Source organism: Stenotrophomonas sp. G4, assembly GCF_003428825.1.
Taxonomy (GTDB): domain Bacteria; phylum Pseudomonadota; class Gammaproteobacteria; order Xanthomonadales; family Xanthomonadaceae; genus Stenotrophomonas; species Stenotrophomonas indicatrix.
Genome location: NZ_CP031741.1, coordinates 1,793,142 through 1,810,318, shown reverse-complemented (window position 1 = coordinate 1,810,318; position 17,177 = coordinate 1,793,142). Strand labels below are relative to the sequence as shown.

13 protein-coding genes are annotated in these 17,177 nt (G+C 67.1%); 6 read left to right on the top strand and 7 right to left on the bottom strand.

What is annotated here, in order from left to right; genetic code table 11:
• Window positions 1-14: 14 nt before the first annotated feature.
• From fabV to queA, 6 genes are all read right to left on the bottom strand, one after another.
• Window positions 15-1,274 carry an enoyl-ACP reductase FabV gene (gene fabV, locus D0Y85_RS08575; protein ID WP_025875119.1) on the bottom strand — a complete coding sequence of 420 codons (1,260 nt, stop codon included), beginning with the start codon at window positions 1,272-1,274 and terminating at the stop codon, window positions 15-17.
• Window positions 1,275-1,953: 679 nt separating this feature from the next.
• A complete protein-coding gene (gene secF / locus D0Y85_RS08570) occupies window positions 1,954-2,934 on the bottom strand; it encodes a protein translocase subunit SecF (protein ID WP_025875120.1) in 981 nt (326 codons plus the stop codon).
• A 15-nt stretch (window positions 2,935-2,949) separates the two neighbouring features.
• On the bottom strand, window positions 2,950-4,806 hold the full coding sequence (gene secD / locus D0Y85_RS08565; RefSeq protein ID WP_162887630.1) for a protein translocase subunit SecD: 1,857 nt from the start codon (window positions 4,804-4,806) through the stop codon (window positions 2,950-2,952).
• A 61-nt stretch (window positions 4,807-4,867) separates the two neighbouring features.
• Window positions 4,868-5,212, bottom strand: coding sequence for a preprotein translocase subunit YajC (gene yajC, locus D0Y85_RS08560; protein ID WP_025875124.1), 345 nt, complete (start codon window positions 5,210-5,212; stop codon window positions 4,868-4,870).
• 136 nt (window positions 5,213-5,348) lie between these two features.
• Window positions 5,349-6,479, bottom strand: a complete 1,131-nt coding sequence (gene tgt, locus D0Y85_RS08555; protein WP_025875126.1) for a tRNA guanosine(34) transglycosylase Tgt — start codon at window positions 6,477-6,479, stop codon at window positions 5,349-5,351.
• Window positions 6,480-6,615: 136 nt separating this feature from the next.
• On the bottom strand, window positions 6,616-7,683 hold the full coding sequence (gene queA, locus D0Y85_RS08550; RefSeq protein WP_093819902.1) for a tRNA preQ1(34) S-adenosylmethionine ribosyltransferase-isomerase QueA: 1,068 nt from the start codon (window positions 7,681-7,683) through the stop codon (window positions 6,616-6,618).
• 210 nt (window positions 7,684-7,893) lie between these two features.
• Here queA and D0Y85_RS08545 point away from each other — a divergent pair, with 210 nt between their 5' ends.
• Both D0Y85_RS08545 and D0Y85_RS08540 read left to right on the top strand, forming a co-directional pair.
• Window positions 7,894-9,390 (top strand): aminotransferase class III-fold pyridoxal phosphate-dependent enzyme, encoded by a 1,497-nt coding sequence (locus D0Y85_RS08545; RefSeq protein WP_117310151.1) that lies wholly within the window; start codon window positions 7,894-7,896, stop codon window positions 9,388-9,390.
• Window positions 9,391-9,584: 194 nt separating this feature from the next.
• Window positions 9,585-10,178: a TIGR00730 family Rossman fold protein gene (locus tag D0Y85_RS08540; RefSeq protein ID WP_025875132.1), complete on the top strand. Its 594-nt coding sequence runs from the start codon at window positions 9,585-9,587 to the stop codon at window positions 10,176-10,178.
• A 19-nt stretch (window positions 10,179-10,197) separates the two neighbouring features.
• Here the strand turns inward: D0Y85_RS08540 and D0Y85_RS08535 are convergent, their stop codons facing one another.
• Window positions 10,198-13,044: an EAL domain-containing protein gene (locus tag D0Y85_RS08535; RefSeq protein ID WP_117310150.1), complete on the bottom strand. Its 2,847-nt coding sequence runs from the start codon at window positions 13,042-13,044 to the stop codon at window positions 10,198-10,200.
• A gap of 247 nt (window positions 13,045-13,291) precedes the next feature.
• Here D0Y85_RS08535 and D0Y85_RS08530 point away from each other — a divergent pair, with 247 nt between their 5' ends.
• The 4 genes from D0Y85_RS08530 to D0Y85_RS08515 are packed head-to-tail and all read left to right on the top strand — an operon-like array spanning window position 13,292 to window position 17,171.
• Window positions 13,292-13,810: an RNA polymerase sigma factor gene (locus D0Y85_RS08530; protein WP_229291374.1), complete on the top strand. Its 519-nt coding sequence runs from the start codon at window positions 13,292-13,294 to the stop codon at window positions 13,808-13,810.
• On the top strand, window positions 13,807-14,769 hold the full coding sequence (locus D0Y85_RS08525) for a hypothetical protein (RefSeq protein WP_117310149.1): 963 nt from the start codon (window positions 13,807-13,809) through the stop codon (window positions 14,767-14,769). The genes D0Y85_RS08530 and D0Y85_RS08525 overlap by 4 nt, the downstream gene beginning before the upstream one ends.
• 34 nt (window positions 14,770-14,803) lie before the next feature.
• A complete protein-coding gene (locus tag D0Y85_RS08520) occupies window positions 14,804-15,400 on the top strand; it encodes a YigZ family protein (RefSeq protein WP_117310148.1) in 597 nt (198 codons plus the stop codon).
• Complete coding sequence (locus D0Y85_RS08515; protein WP_117310147.1) at window positions 15,393-17,171, top strand: ABC transporter transmembrane domain-containing protein; 1,779 nt, start codon at window positions 15,393-15,395, stop codon at window positions 17,169-17,171. Before D0Y85_RS08520 ends, D0Y85_RS08515 begins: the two co-directional genes overlap by 8 nt.
• Window positions 17,172-17,177: the final 6 nt, after the last annotated feature.

Here is a 17,177-nt window from a genome sequence, read left to right as displayed (position 1 = left end):
GCCTTCTCCGTTGATCAGGTCAGATCGACCAGGTTGTCGATCTTCACGTCCGGGTTGACGTCGGCTTCGTAGTCGACGCCTTCGACACCGAAACCGAACAGGCGCAGGAAATCGGCCTTGTAGCCGGCCAGGTCGCTGATCTCGTACAGGTTCTCGTTGGTCACCTGCGGCCACAGCGCCAGCACCTTGCCCTGCACGTCAGCGGCCATTTCCTTGTAGTCGGCGCGCAGGCGTCCTTCCTCATCGATCAGCGCAACGGTATGGCCATCGCCATCGACCAGATCGTGGCGCAGGCGATCGACCGCCACGCCATCGGCCTTTGCGCCGTAAAGGATGTCGTACAGCACGTCGAGCTGCTCGATGCAGCCTTCGTGGGTGCCCTTTTCCTTCATCACCTTGAACAGCAGCGACAGGTACAGCGGCATGGTCGGAATGGCCGAGCTGGCCTGGGTCACCACCGCCTTCAGCACCGATACGCGCGCATCGCCGCCGATCCTGGCCAGCTTCTCGCGCAGCCCCAGCACCTTGTCGTCCAGATCCTTCTTGGCAGCACCGATGGAGCCATTCCAGTAGATCGCCTGGGTGATCTCTTCGCCCACATAGGTGAAGGCCGTGGTGGTGCAGCCGTTGGCCAGCACGCCGGCATCGGCCAGCGCGTCGATCCACATCTGCCAGTCCTCGCCGCCCATCACCGCGACGGTGCCGGCGATTTCTTCCGGGGTGGCCGGCTGCAGGTGGGTTTCGGTCAGCACTTCCTTGTCGGTATCCAGGCCACGCAGGGTGATCGGCTCGCCGATCGGCTTCAGCGTGGAGCTGATGATCTCGCCCGTCTTGGGATGCTTGCGGCGCGGTGCAGCCAGGCTGTAGACCACCTGGTCGACCTGGCCGAGATCGGCCTTGATCATCTCGATGGTCTTGGCCTTCACCTCATCGGAGAACGCATCGCCGTTGATGCTCTTGGCATACAGACCCGCTTCGTCGGCGTACTTGTGGAACGCCGCCGAGTTGTACCAGCCCGCCGTGCCCGGCTTGGTTTCACTGCCTGGGCGCTCGAAGAAGATGCCCAGGGTTGCCGCGCCACTGCCGAAGGCGGCCGTGATGCGCGCGGCCAGGCCATAGCCGGTCGAGGCGCCGATCACCAGCACGCGCTTGGGGCCGTTCTGGATCGGCGGGCGCGCACGGATGTAGTCGATCTGCTGCTTGACGGCGGCGTCGCAGCCGGTCGGGTGGGTGGTGACGCAGATGAAGCCGCGGACGCGCGGTTTGATGACCATGAAGACCTCGGGTTGGCAGGTGCGGCGCGCGGGGCGCTCAGCAGGAATACGTGGCGCGCGCGTGCGCGCGAACCGCAGGATCGTAGTGCGCGGGGGAAGATTGCACAACCGACGGCGGCGTAGGGTGGAGTTTGTTCTGCAGGGTTGCACCCTGCACCCGCAGAGGCAACGTCGACGGCAGAAGCCGGGTTCCTGTGGATTGGCGGGGTGGGTCCGGTTGAGGGGGACGCTGCAAGTACGTCCATGTAAGCTCGGTCGCCGCATCCATGCGGCTCACGCCCCCTCAACCGGACCCACCCCGCCTTCGACAGTTACCCGCGATCTGTTGGAACAGCGTCCGGCCCTGGTAGGTGTCGACCTTGGTCGACACGGATGAGTTCATTCGATATCTGACAGACGTGTCGACCAAGGTCGACACCTACCGGCAGCCGCAGGAATCTTTCGGGGGTGGGGCCATGTGGGTTGGCAGGACCGTTGGCGCCATGGATGGCGCCATCGAGCCCCCATGGACGGGTTTACGGCGTGTCCTGCCAACCCACATGGCCCCGCCCAGCCAGCAGAAAGCCAGCTCCGCTTTGGACGTTGACGTTGCTCTTGCCTCGGCGGGTGCAGGGCGCAGCCCTGCCAACAAAAAACCCCGCTTGCGCGGGGTTTTCTGTGTACTGCGTGCAGCAGATGCTTACGGACGGCGCGCCAGGGCCTCGACGTCCTTGGCCTTGGGCAGCAGGTCCTGCTTGGTCACGCGCAGCGCGCCGACCGTCAGCATCGGCACCGCCACCAGGATCGAGGACAGCACCACGATCACCGCACCGATCATGTGCGTCTCGGCCAGGCCTTCCATCGAGCTGCCACCGTACAGGTACAGGGCCAGTGCGGACAGGAAGAACATCACCGCGGTGATCACCGTACGCGACAGCGTCTGGTTGATCGAACGGTTCAGCACTTCCATCGGCTCCACGCGCAGGCTGCGGAAGTTCTCGCGGACGCGGTCGAACACCACGATGATGTCGTTGATCGCAAAGCCCATCACCGACAGCAGGCCGGCCAGCACGGTCAGGTCGAACTCACGGCCCAGCAGCGACACGTAGGCCACCGTCACGATCAGGTCGAACATCGCCACGATGCTCGCGGTGACCGCGAACTTCCATTCGAAACGCACCGCGATGTAGATCAGGAAGCCGGCCAGCATGAAGATGGTGGCGTACAGGCCATTCATCGCCAGGTCCTTGCCGATCTGCGGGCCAACGAACTCGTTGCGCAGCACGGTGGCCTGGTTGTCAGCCGAAGAGACCGCCTTGACCACGGCCGCGGCAGTCGCCTTGTCCTCGGCCGAAGCGCCGCCGGTACCCGGGGCGTGCTCACCGTGCGGGGCCAGGCGGATCAGCAGGTCGGTGTTGCCACCGACGCTCTGTACCTGGGCGCCGTCGAAGCCGTTCTGCTCAAGTTTGCTGCGGACGTCCTCGACATCCACCGCGTGTTCGAAGCGGGCTTCGATCAGGGTGCCGCCGGTGAAGTCCAGAGCGTAGTTGAAGCCCTTGAAGCCGATGATGCCGATCGAGGCCAGGAACACGATGATCGTGACGACCATCGCGACATGGCGCCAGCGCATGAAGTCGATCTTGGTATCGTTCGGGAGGATGTGCAGCGGAAACAGTTTCATGTGCGTGTCGTCCCGTCAGATGGCCACGTTCTGGAGCTTCTTGCGACGGCCGTAGATCAGCGTCGCCAGTGCACGCGATACGGTGATCGCGGTGAACATGGAAGCGAAAATACCGATGATCATGGTCAGCGCGAAGCCCTTCAGCGGACCGGTACCGAATGCGAACAGCGCCACACCGACGATCAGGCCGGTCAGGTTGGCGTCGAGGATGGTGCCCGACGCACGTTCGTAACCGGTCACGATCGCGGTCTTGCCGGGCACGCCGGCACGCAGTTCTTCACGGATACGCTCGTTGATCAGCACGTTGGCGTCGACCGACAGACCGACCGACAAGGCCAGGCCGGCGAAGCCCGGCAGGGTCATGGTCGCGCCGAACAGCGACATCACCGCCACCACGATCAGCAGGTTGAACAACATCGCGATCGAAGTAATGAGGCCGAACATGCGGTAGTAGATGGTGAAGAACACCAGGGTGAACATGAACGCGTAGACCACCGCGGTGATGCCGTTCTTGACGTTCTCCGCGCCCAGGCTCGGGCCGACCACGCGCTCTTCGACGAAGTCCATCGGCGCAGCCAGCGAGCCCGACTTCAGCAGCTTGGCCAGGTCCTCGGCTTCCTTCTTCTGCAGACCGGTGGTCTGGAAGTTCTTGCCGAACACGCCGTTGATGTTGGCCACCGAGATCACTTCCTCGTTGACCTTGAAGCCACGCACTTCCTCACCGTCGACGACGGTCACGGTCGGCACGCGCTCGGTGTAGACCACCGCCATCGGCTTGTTCACGTTCGCGCTGGTGAAGTCGAACATGCGCTGGCCACCGACGTTGTTCAGCGTCACGCTGACTGCCGGGGTGCCGCTGGTGGAGTCGGTCACCGCCTGCGCGGCCACCATCTGGTCACCGGTGACGATCACGCGCTTGTTCAGCAGCACCGGGCCGCCGTTGTCACGGCGCTGGTAGACCTTCGCTTCCGGCGGAATACGACCCGACGCGATGGCGTCCTGCGCGTTGCCTTCCACCACGGCCCGGTATTCCAGGGTGGCGGTGGCACCGATCATGCGCTTGGCTTCGGCCGTGTCCTGCACGCCCGGCAGCTGCACCACCACGCGATCAGCACCCTGGCGCTGGATGATCGGCTCGGACACGCCGAGCTGGTTCACGCGGTTGCGCAGGGTGTTGATGTTCTGCTCGATGGCGCCGTTGGCGATCTGCGCGATCTCCGCTTCCGGAATGGAGACCGTGATGCGGTTGCCACTGACGTCATAGCCGAGGGTCGGCTGCGCCTTGGCCAGCGCGGCGCGGGCTCGGGTACCGGCGTCTTCGCCGGCCGAGGGGCTCAGGTTGGCGACGATGGTGTTGTCGGCACGACGCTCGACCGACTGGTAGGCGATGCGCGCATCACGCAGGGTGCTGCGCACGTCCTCGGTGTAGGCGTCCAGGCGCTTGTCCAGCGCGGCTTTCTGGTCGACCTGCAGCACGAAGTGCACGCCGCCCTGCAGGTCCAGGCCCAGCACCATCGGGCGGCCGCCGAGCTTGGCCAGCCAGTCCGGCACGGTCGAGGCCAGGTTCAGGGCAACCGTGTAGTTCTCGCCCACGCTGTCACGCAGCGTATCGCTGGCGGCAGACTGCGACTTCAGGTCCGACAGGCGGACGATCAGGCTGTCCCCTTCCTTCTCTGCACCGATCGTGGTGACACCGGCCTTCTTCAGGTCGGCCAGCACACGGTCGCGCAGCGCATCGTCGATCTGCCCGCCACGGTTGGCGGTGATCTGGATGGCCGGGTCCTTCTGGTACATGTTGGGCAGAGCGTACAGCGTGCTGAGCGCCAGTACGATCACGATGACGACGTACTTCCAGCGTGGAAATTCGAGCATTGCTTGGGTCCCGCGCGGCGCCATCCCCGGCGCCGCGGTTGTGCTTCAGAAAGGGAGTGGCTTACTTGGCCGAATCCAGAGTGCCGGTCGGCAGCACGCTGCCGACAGCGCCCTTCTGCACGCGGATGCGCACGTTCTCGGCCACTTCGACGGTGACGAAGTTGTCGCCGATATCGGTGACCTTGCCGGCGATGCCGCCATTGGTCAGCACTTCGTCGCCGCGCTTGATCTTCTCCAGCATGGCCTTGTGCTCCTTCTGCCGCTTCATCTGCGGGCGGATCATCAGGAAGTACATGATGGCGATCAGGATGATCGGGAACAGCAGCGTGGTCAGGCCCATGCCCTGCGGTTGGCCGCCAGCGGCCTGGGCGTGGGCGGCGGGAATCAGGAAGGCAAGCAGGTTCATCGTTGGTCCTTTGGTTGGGCGGCGCTTCGGCCGTTTCACGGGCACGAGGTGTCGACCGCGGATCTGGGTCAGCCTTGAAGTATGCCACGGCCCCGGGCGTTCGTCCTTGGGCCGTTTGGCAGGGGGTGCTGCGGGTTTACAGGGGCGGCGCTACCGCCCCGCGTGCTGCGTAGAAGGACTCGCGGAAGGCCAGGAAGGTTCCCGCCTCGATGGCTGCGCGGATGTCGGCCATCAGCTTCTCGTAATAGAAGAGGTTGTGCTGGGTGCCAAGCATTGGCGCCAGCATCTCGTTGCAGCGGTCCAGATGGCGCAGGTACGAGCGCGTATAGCCGCCGGCACAGGCCACGCAGCCACAGCCCGGCTCGATCGGGTCCATGTCCCGCGCGTACTGCGAATTGCGGATGCGGACGGTGCCGAACGAGGTGAAATAGTGGCCGTTGCGCGCATTGCGGGTCGGCATCACGCAATCGAACATGTCCACGCCGCGGGCGACACCCTCGACCAGGTCTTCAGGGCGGCCAACGCCCATCAGGTAGCGCGGACGGTCGGCCGGCAGCTCCGGGTCCAGATGGTCGAGCATGGCGTTGCGCTCGTCTTCCGGTTCGCCCACGGCCAGGCCGCCAATGGCATAGCCGTCGAAGCCGATCCCCTGCAGGGCCTCGGCCGAACGGCTGCGCAGGTCGGTGTGCACCCCGCCCTGGACAATGCCGAACAGAGCCGCATCGTTGCCCAGTTCGTCATGCGCGTTGCGGCTGCGCTGGGCCCAGCGCAGGCTCAGTTCCATCGATCGGCGGGCGACGTCCTCGGTGGCCGGGTACGGCGTGCACTCGTCGAAGATCATCACCACGTCCGAATCGAGCACCTTCTGGATCTTCATGCTCTCCTCCGGGCCCAGGAACACCCGGGCACCGTCGGTCGGCGAGGCGAAGGTCACGCCCTGCTCGGTGATCTTGCGGCGGTGGGCCAGCGAGAACACCTGGAAGCCACCGGAGTCGGTCAGGATCGGGCCATCCCAGCGGCAGAAGCCGTGCAGGCCGCCGTGGTCGGCGATGATGTCCAGGCCCGGCCGCAGGTACAGGTGGAAGGTGTTGCCGAGGATGATCTCGGCGCCCAGCGCACGCACCTGGTCCGGCAGGATGCCCTTGACCGAGCCATAGGTCCCCACCGGCATGAAGGCCGGCGTTTCCACCGTGCCACGCGGGAAGGTCAGGCGGCCACGGCGGGCGCGGCCATCACGGGTCTGGAGCTGGAACTGCAATCGGGACATGGAGCGGTCGTTCGGGCAAATAGTCGCCCATTGTCTCCCAAAACCGCCTTTCCTGCTCCGGTAGCGCCGGGCCATGCCCGGCGGATGACCCGCAACAGCGCCCCGCCGGGCATGGCCCGGCGCTACCCGCCTCGCCCTACCCCGCCTGCGGGAACAGCAGCATCGCGTCGCCGTAGCTGAAGAAGCGGTAGCGCTGCTCGATCGCGTGCTGGTAGGCCTCGAACACGCGCTCCTTGCCGGCAAACGCCGAGATCATCATCAGCAGCGTGCTTTCGGGCAGGTGGAAATTGGTCACCATCGCGTCGACGCTGCGGATCCGGTAGCCGGGGGTGATGAAGATCTGCGTTTCACCAGCGAACGGCAGCAACTCCCCCTCACGCATCGCACTTTCCAGCGCGCGCACCACGGTCGTGCCGACGCCGATCACCCGGCCACCGGCCGCACGCGTGCGTCGCACCTGCTGCACCAGCTCGGCACCGACGTTCAGCCACTCGCGGTGCATGACGTGGTCCTTCAGGTCGTCGGCGCGCACCGGCTGGAACGTGCCTGCGCCCACGTGCAGGGTGACGTGACCGAAATCCACGCCCTTGTCCTTCAGTGCTGCCAGCAGCGCCTCATCGAAGTGCAGGCCTGCGGTCGGTGCCGCCACGGCGCCCACTTCGCGCGCGAACACGGTCTGGTAGCGCTCGCGGTCGTCCACGCCGGGCTCGCGCTGGATGTAGGGCGGCAACGGCAGCCGGCCGGCGTGCAGCAGCCACTGCTCCAGCGATTCCGGCACATGGAACTGCAGCACGTAGAACTCGCCGTCGCGCCCCAGCACTTCGGCTTCGCCACCGGCATCCAGGGCGATGCGGCTGCCGGCCTTCGGCGACTTGCTGGCACCGACCTGGGCCCGGGCCTGCTGGCCGCCGAGCAGGCGCTCGATCAGGATCTCCACGCGGCCACCACTGGCCTTCTGCCCGAACAGGCGCGCCGGAATCACCCGGGTGTCGTTGAACACCAGCAGGTCGCCCGGTTGCAGCAGCGATGGCAGGTCGCGCACCTGCAGGTCGGTGAAGGCAGCCGGCGCCGGCGGCACCAGCAGCAGGCGGCTCGCCGAGCGTTCGGCCAAGGGGGCCTGGGCGATCAGTTCGGCCGGCAGTTCGTAATGGAAATCGGACTTCTTCAAGGCAGTGGACGGCAACAGGTCGACAATGGCGCGCATTGTACGTCCAGCGTCTGCGAGCCGGCACGAGCGAGACCGAACGTCGCGCAAAATGCTGCTATGCAGCAGTCTTTTGCGGGGTTATCGCGCAAAAAAACAAGTGCTAGCATCGACGAGGAAGTCCGCTGCACGAGCCCGCCCCAAGCGCGCGTGAAGACGCGCGTTTTGCTTTTGAAGGCCCGTGCGACCCAACGTTTCAGGAGATCTGCAATGAGCTTCATCGAACGCCTCGCCCCCCTCCGCGCCCAGCCCGGCACCCGCCTCACCAACGGCCTGGATGACGCAACCCTGACCGCCCTCGCCGCCAACCACCCGCAGCTGGTCGCCGCGGTCGATGCCGCCGCTGCCGAATTCGCGCGCGTGCAGGCTGAGCTGGGGCCGCTGCTGGCACAGGATGAGCAGGCGCAGATCGATGCCATGCAGGACGGCTTCGTCAATTTCTACGCCGATGATGCGGTGACCCCGTACGTGGCGCTGGCCGCGCGCGGCCCGTGGGTGGTCACCCTGAAAGGCGCGGTGCTGTACGACGCCGGCGGCTACGGCATGCTGGGCTTCGGCCACACCCCGGACGCCGTCATGGAGGCGATGTCACGGCCGCAGGTGATGGCCAACATCATGACCCCCAGCCTGTCCCAGCAGCGCTTCATCACCGCGCTGCGGGCCGAGATCGGCCACCGTCGTGGCGGCTGCCCGTTCACGCGCTTCATGTGCCTGAATTCCGGCTCTGAAGCGGTTGGCCTGGCCGCGCGCATCGCCGACGTCAACGCCAAGCTGCAGACCGACCCGGGTGCCCGCCACGCCGGTGCGGCAATCAAGCGCGTAGTCATCAAGGGCAGCTTCCACGGCCGCACCGACCGACCGGCGCTGTATTCCGATTCCAGCCGCAAGACCTACATGCAGCACCTGGCCAGCTACCGTGGCGAGGAGTCGGTGATCACCGTCGCCCCGTACGACGAGGCCGGCCTGCGCAAGGTGTTCGAGGATGCCGCGCACAACAACTGGTTCATCGAAGCGGTGTTCCTGGAGCCGGTGATGGGCGAAGGTGACCCGGGCCGCTCCGTGCCGCCGGCGTTCTATGCCCTGGCCCGCGAACTGACCCGCGCCCACGGCAGCCTGCTGCTGCTGGACTCGATCCAGGCCGGCCTGCGCGCCCACGGTGTGCTGTCGGTGGTCGACTATCCCGGCTTCGAAGGCCTGGACGCGCCGGACATGGAAACCTACTCCAAGGCATTGAACGCTGCGCAGTATCCGCTGTCGGTGCTGGCCGTGACCGAGCACGCCGCGCAGCTGTACCGCAAGGGCATCTACGGCAACACCATGACCAGCAACCCGCGTGCGCTGGACGTGGCCTGCGCCACCCTGGCCCAGTTGACCCCGCAGGTCCGCACCAACATCGCCGAGCGCGGTGCCGAGGCCGTGCGCAAGCTGGAGCAGCTGAAGAACGAACTGGGCGGCCTGATCACCAAGGTGCAGGGCACCGGCCTGCTGTTCTCCTGCGAACTGGCCCCGCAGTTCAAGTGCTATGGCGCCAATTCCACCGAGGAATGGCTGCGCCAGCACGGCATCAACGTGATCCATGGTGGCGAGAACTCGCTGCGCTTCACCCCGCACTTCGGCATGGACAGCAGCGAGCTGGACCTGCTGGTGGGCATGGTGGGCCGTGCGCTGCGTGAAGGGCCGCGCCGCGAACAGGCTGCCGCCGCGTAATCCCAGACCCTCGTAGAGCCGGGCGCTGCCCGGCTGAAGGTCTGGCCGTGATCTGAACGAAATATCGCCGGGCATGACCCGGCGCTACAGAGAACAACGGCGAGGCCTCATAATTGCCCGGACACCCCGCCCTGCGACCGGCTTCACTGGTTGACCGCGGGGCGTTTTCGTTTCCGGCCAAGACAGGAAGATCCATGAAGTCGATCTGTGTGTACTGCGGTTCCAACGCTGGCAGCAAGCCGGTCTACACCGAACGCGCCATCGCGCTGGGCGATCGCATCGCCCGCGACGGCATGCGCCTGGTGTACGGCGGCGGCAATGTCGGTCTGATGGGTACCGTGGCCAATGCCGTGCTCGCCGCCGGCGGTGAGGTCACCGGCGTGATTCCGCGCCAGCTGGCCGACTGGGAAGTGGCCCATCGCGGCCTGACCGAACTGGAGATCGTCGGTTCGATGCATGAGCGCAAGTCGCGCATGTTCGATCTGTCCGATGGCTTCGTCGCCCTGCCCGGCGGCTTCGGCACCATGGAAGAGATCTTCGAGATGCTGACCTGGCGCCAGCTCGGCATCGGCAACAAGCCCTGCGCGTTCCTAGATGTGGACGGCTTCTATGCGCCGCTGATCGGCATGATCGATCGCATGGTGGAAGAGCGCTTCCTGCACCCCGAGCAGCGCCAGGACCTGTGGTACGGCTCGGACATCGAGGAGATGCTGGCCTGGATGAAGAACTACCAGCCGGCCCAGGCCTCGAAGTGGATCGACGAGAAGCGCCGCGCGGCGCTGCGTTGAAAACTACGTGCGCGGTGGCTCAGGCTGCCGCGCGCGTCCACGGTGCCGGCCGGCCCAACAGGTAGCCCTGGCCGTAGTCGCAGCCGAGCTCGAACAGCGTGTCACGCTGCGCCTCGGTCTCGATGCCTTCGCCGATCGTCTCGATGCCCAGCGTGCGTGCCAGCGACAGCACGCCTTCGACCAGCGCGCGCGTGCTCTGCGCCTCCGGGCCGTGCAGGCCGGCAATGAAGCTCTGGTCGATCTTCAACGTGCTGATCGGGAAACGGTGCAGGTAGGACAGCGCCGAGAAGCCCGTACCGAAATCATCCAGCTGCACCTGGATGCCGCGTTCACGCAGGCCCTTCAGGATGCGCAGCGTGTGTGGACCGTCGTCGAGCAGCGCCACCTCGGTGATTTCCAGGCGCAACCGCCGCGGGTCCGCGTTGCTCGCCTCCAGCAGGCCATACAGGCGCCCGCTGAACTCGGCGGAGCGGAAATGCCGTGGCGACACGTTGACCGAGACATAGCCACGCCCGCCGTCGGCAAGGCCGGCAATGACCTGCTCATAGATCAGCCAGTCGACCTGTTCGATCAGGCCACTTTCCTCGCCCAGTTCCAGGAACGCGCCCGGCAGCAGCAGTCCACGGCGCTCGTGCTTCCAGCGCAGCAGGGCCTCGTGGCCGACCACCTCGCCGTCGGAGAGGCGCACGATCGGCTGGTAGAACGGCACGAAATCACGGTTGTTGATCGCCCGCCGCAGGTCGGCCTCCAGATCCAGGCTGCGCAGCGCCTGCTCGCGCATTTCCTCATCGAAGATCGAGCAGCGGTCGTGGCCCTGGGCCTTGGCCCGGTACATCGCCGCATCGGCGTCGCGCAGCAGTTCCTCGCCGGTGCGATAGCGCGGGTTCCACAAGGCGATGCCCAGGCTGCCGGAGGGGAACAGCTCGCGACCGGCGATCCACATCGATTCCTGCAGCGCCAGCAACAGCCGCTGGCCGAAATCCAGCGCCTGCGCCAGGCCCTCCGGACAGTGCAGCAGCACGGCGAACTCATCACCGCCCAGGCGCGCCACCACATCATTGTCGCCGGCCATGGACACGATGCGCTTGGCCACTTCCACCAGCAGGCGATCGCCGGCGGCGTGACCGATGCTGTCGTTGACCAGCTTGAAGCGGTCAAGGTCCAGGAACAGCACCGCGAACACCGGGCCGCCTTCGCGCCGGGCCAGCGCCAGCGCATCCTGCAGCCTGTCCAGCAGGTGCAGGCGATTGGGCAGTCCGGTCAGCGCGTCGTGCATCGCCTGGTGGGTCAGCCGCTGCTCGGCGCGCAGGCGCTCGGCGATCTGGCCCAGCAGCTTTTCGTTCACCTCGCCCAGCTCGCGGGTGCGCTCCTCCACCCGCTTTTCCAGCTCGGCATGCGCCGAGCGCAGTCGTTGCTGGTCGCGCTGGCGCGCAAGACCGGTGCCGATGTTCTGCGCAACGAAGATCAGCAGGCGCTGGTCATGCACGCTGAAGGCGATCTGCTCGGTGTAACTCTGCACCACGATCGCACCGACCACTTCGTCGTCGCGCAGCAACGGCACGCCGAGCCAGCACTGCGAACGTGCGCCGGATTCACGCACCTCGCCGGTTTCCAGCAGCGCATCGATCTGCGCACGCGAGGCCAGCAATGGCCGACGATGGCGGACCACATACTCGGTCAGGCCGCGGCTGAACGCGCGCGGCGCACGACTCGCGTTGTGCTCGTCGACCGAATAGACGAAATCCAGCCCATCGCCCTCGGCATTGACCAGCGCGATATAGAAATTGCGCGCATCCAGCAGGCGCCCGACCACGCCGTGCACCTGCCCGTAGAACTGCGCCAGGCTGTCGGCGGACATCGCCATTTCGGCGATGTTGTACAGCGCGGTCTGCAACTGCTCGGCGCGGCGGCGCTCGGCCACTTCATCCTGCAGGCTGAGATTGGCGCGCTGCAGCTCCTGCGTGCGCCGTTCCACCTGCTGCTCCAGCCGCACCTGCGCCTGGCGGCGGTCCATGGCGGTCTGCACGTGCTGGGCGACAAAACCCAGCAGGGCCCGTTCGGCCTCACCGTAGCGGTCGGCATGCTCGTAGCTCTGCACCACGATCGCACCACACACCCGGCCATCGCGCAGCATCGGCACGCCCAGCCAGTCCAGGCTTTCCGGACCGCGCTGCGGATCGTGCTCCTGGTCTACCTGCGCCAGCAGTTCGCGCGACGGCCCGCTCAGCGGCCGGCCATGCCGCAGCAGCGCCACTGTCAGGCTGCGCGGCATCTGGTCGATGTCGTAGCCCTGCGCCGGATCGGCGACGAAGTCATCGACCTGGTCGGCGAAGTACAGGAAGCGGATCTGCCGGCGGGCATCGTCATACTCGACGATGTAGCAGTTCTGCGCATACATCAGCGTGCCCAGCACGCCATGCACGTGGCGCAGCATCTCGCTCATTTCCAGGTCGGCACCGGCCAGGTCGGCAATCTGGAACAGGGCCTGCTGCAACCGCTCAGCTTCTTCCAGCGCCTTGATCTGCCCCGCCTGGCGGCCCCGCTGCAGGGCCAGCTCCATGGCCTGCCGGGCCAGTCCCCACCAGGCCGGGGAAGGCGTGGCGCCGCGTACCGACAGCAGCAGCCGGGCGCCGTCGTATTCCCAGCCGTGGCGGCCTTCAGCATGGTCGGCCAGCGGCTGCCAGATGTCCTCCTCGCCACCGCCGATCGGCCAACCGCCCTGCCCGCTGCCGAGCTGCGGATCGTCCCAGCCGACGCGCACGATCGCCGTTTCCGGCAGCAGCGCATGCAGCGCGCGCACCAGCGCTGCGCTCAGCACGGGCTCGTTGTTTGACGCTTCCAGCGCGCGGTCGGCTTCGGTGGACAAATGACGTTCTCTTGGCGCCGCCTGAGCGCCGCCTCCCCTGAATTACCGAGCATAACGCGCCACCCGGGGGGCAATGGAAGCCCGGCAACCCCGAAACGTGCCTTCGGGCGTTTTTCCTGTCGATCCCCTCCCGGTTCCTGCCGTGACTGTCGCCCTGTCCCACCCCATCGCTGGCTATGCGCCACCGCCTGCAGGGCTTACCCTGTACGGCGTGGATGCCAGCGCCCTGCCAACCGATGAAGCCTTGATGCTGGCCTGGGCCGCCGGTGAAGTGCACGCGTTCGAAAGCCTGTATGCCCGTCATCGCAAGCGCCTGTTCGGCTTCCTGCTGCGGCAGCTGCGCGACACCGCGCTGGCCGAGGAGATGTTCCAGGACGTCTGGCAGCGGGTGATCAGCGCGCGTGCAGGCTGGCAGGCCGATGCAGCCTTCAGCACCTGGCTGTTCCGCATCGCCCACAACCGCCTGAACGACCACTGGCGCGCCGCCCGCCACCGCCCCCCTGCACCGGCCGATGCCGACCTGCGCCTGGCCGCGCTGGAAGATGGGCAGACACCGGAAGCGGAATTGTCCGAATTCGAGCAACGTCGCCGCATCCAGCTGGCGATGGAAGAACTGCCCGCAGAACAGCGCGAAGTGCTGCAGCTGCGGCTGGAACAGGAACTGAGCCTGGAGGAGATCGGCCAGATCACCGGCGTTGGCCGGGAAACCGTGAAATCGCGGCTGCGCTATGCGATGGACAAGCTGCGTGCGGGACTGAACGCATGAACCGAGACGATGCACTGACGCCGGAAGAACGCGAACTGGCACGCCTGCTTGGGCGCCGCACCGAACAGGGCCCTCCGCCGGCACTGGATGCGGCGATCCTCGCCGCTGCGCGTGCGGCCGTGGAGACGCCAGCACGCGAGGCGGCCCCAGCGCCGGTGGCACCGGGCACGCCGCGCCCGCGCCGCCGCTGGCCGGCCGTATTCGGCGTGGCCGCATCGACGGTGTTCGCCGTTGGCATCGCCTGGCAGATGCGTCCAGAGCCGCCCTCGGTCCCTGCCGAGGCAGTTGCCACCGCGCCGGCTGCACAGGAAATGGCGGCCGATGCGAGCGCCGAAGGCACGGCCTACGACAGCGCGACCGCCGATGTCGCGGCCACCGAAGCCGCACCGGTACCTGCACCGGCCGCAGCACCGGCACCTGCGGCGGCCAAGGCAGCACCGGCACCGGCCATCGCGGACGCGGTGAAACCCGCGCCTGCCGCACCCCGGCAGGCACCTGCTCCGATGATGGCGCCGGCACCGCCACCTGCGCCTGCAGCCGACACAGCGTTTGCGCCGCCTCCGATGCCAGCGGCAGCGCCCCCCGCGGCCGAAGCCTATTCGGCACCTGCCGCGACGATGAGGGCGCGCAAGGCCACTGCGGCGGCGGCCGAATCCATGCCCTCCGCACAGGCCACGGCCGAAGACCGCGTCGCGCTCACCGCGGCCAAGCAGGACGCGGCCGGCAGAACCGCGCCTGGCGTCATGCGCCGCGCAAGCGACGCGAACCTCAGCGCGGACGCGGTACAGGCCGAAGTGCAGGCCGATGCCCGGCTGCCACGCCGGCAATGGCTGCAGAAGATCCGCGAGCGCCGCGACGCCGGCCAGCGCGACCTGGCCCGGGCGAGCCTGGAGCGTTACCTGCAGACGTATCCAGAGGCGCGCCTGCCACAGGATGTGCGGCCGTTGCTGGACGACTGAAGCACGTCGGCGGCAAGCCCGTAGAATGAAGGGAATGCCCGACACCCTCGCCCAACCGGTCAACCACACCCTGGACGTCAAGCACAGCCGCTTCATCGCGCATGCCGCGCCGATCGAGAGCGCGTCTGCGGCGATGGCATTTCTGCAGGACGTATCGGTAGCCGATGCGACCCACAACTGCTGGGCCTACCGGCACGGCCAGGACTATCGCTCCAGCGATGACGGCGAGCCCGCCGGCACCGCGGGCCGCCCGATCCTGGCCGCCATCGATGGTCAGGGATTCGACCGGGTGATGGTGGTGGTCACCCGCTGGTTCGGCGGCATCAAGCTGGGCGCCGGTGGCCTGGTGCGGGCTTACGGCGGCGCCGCTGCCGAATGCCTGCGCACCGCCCCGCGCCTGCCACTGGTGGCGATGGCGCGACTGCAGCTGGTCGCTGGATTCGAGGACCTGGGCGCGCTGCATGCGGCGCTGCCGGCCCACGCGGCCGAAAAGCGCGATGAACGGTTCGATGCCAATGGCGTGAGATTGCGGGTGGAATTGCCCGCAGACCAGGTCGACGCATTGAAAATCCGCCTGCGCGACGCCACCCGTGATCGTATCCGTATCCAAGATGACCCCCTCGATGACTGACAAGGACGCACCGGCGACCGGCCCGGCCTCCCCGCCGCTGCGCCGCCTCGGCAGCCTGCGCACACTGTGGCCGTTCGTGCGCCGCCACAGCGGATTGTTCAGCGCCTGGCTGCTGGCCCTGGCCGTTTCTTCGGCGGCAACCCTGAGCCTGCCGCCGGCGGTGAAGCAGATGATCGATCACGGCTTCAGCAGCGGTGGCCAGATCAACCGTGCCTTTGCATTGCTGATGCTGGTCGCTGTGGTGCTGGCGTTGGCGACGGCGGCGCGCTTCTACTTTGTTTCGCTGCTCGGCGAGAAGGTCGTGGCGGATCTGCGCAGCCGGCTGTACGCGCACCTGATCCAGCTTGGCGCCGGCTTCCACGACCGCAGCCGCAGCGGCGAGCTGGTATCGCGCCTGACCGCCGACAGCGAACTGCTGCGCAGCGTGGTCGGCTCGACCATGTCCGTGGCGCTGCGCAGCAGCGTCACCGTGGTCGGCAGCCTGGTGATGTTGTTCGTCACCAGTCCGCGGCTGGCCGCCTGGTCGCTGCTCGGCATCCCGCTGGCGGTGCTGCCGATCATCATCGGCGCGCGCAAGCTGCGCGTTGTCGCCCGCAACAGCCAGGACCGCATCGCCGATGCCAACAGCCTGGCCAGCGAAACGCTGGGGGCCGTGCGTACGGTGCAGGCGCATGCGCGCGAGCCTTATGAACGCGGCCGTTTCGACCATGCGCTGGGCGATGCGATCCGTGCCGCGCGCCGGCGCATCGGCGCGCAGTCGCTGGTGACCGCCAGCGCCATCCTGCTGGTGTTCGGTGCGATTGTCGGGGTGCTGTGGCTGGGCGCGCACGACGTCATCGACGGGCGGCTCAGCGCCGGTACGTTGGGCCAGTTCGTGCTGTACGCACTGATCGGTGGTGGTTCGGTCGGTGCGCTGGCCGAAGTGTGGAACGAACTGCAGCGCGCCTCTGGCGGCATGGGCCGCATCGGCGAGCTGCTGCAGGAAGACATCGAGATCCGTGCGCCGGCCAAGCCGCGTGCGCTGCCACAGCCGCTGCGTGGCGAGATCCATTTCGACGACGTGGTGTTCAACTACCCGCAGCGACCGGACCAGGCCGCGCTGGATCATTTCAACCTGCACGTGCGGCCGGGTGAAACCGTCGCCCTGGTCGGCCCGTCAGGCGCCGGCAAGAGCACGGTGCTGTCGATGCTGCTGCGCTTCCACGATCCGGCAAGCGGCCGCATCTGCGTGGACGGCATCGATGTGCGCGAGGTCGATCCGGCCGAGCTTCGCGCGCAGCTGGCGCTGGTGCCGCAGCAGCCGACATTGTTCGCCTCCAGTGCACGCGACAACATCCGCTATGGTCGGCTGGAGGCCAGTGACGCCGAGGTGGAGGACGCAGCCCGTGCCGCCGAGGCCGACGCCTTCCTGCGTGCGCTGCCAGAGGGCTACGACAGCGAACTGGGCGAGCGCGGTGCCCGCCTGTCCGGTGGCCAGCAGCAGCGCGTTGCGATCGCCCGTGCCTTGCTGAAGGACGCACCGATCCTGCTGCTCGACGAAGCCACCAGCGCGCTGGATGCACAGAGCGAACATGGCGTGCAGCAGGCGCTGGAACGCTTGATGGCGGGACGCACCACGCTGGTCATCGCCCACCGGCTGGCGACCGTACTGAAGGCCGACCGCATCGTGGTGATGGACCATGGCCGTATCGTGGCCGAAGGCACGCATGCGCAGCTGCTGGCTGAAGGCGGCCTGTATGCGGAGCTTGCACGCCTGCAGTTCATCGATTGATGACGG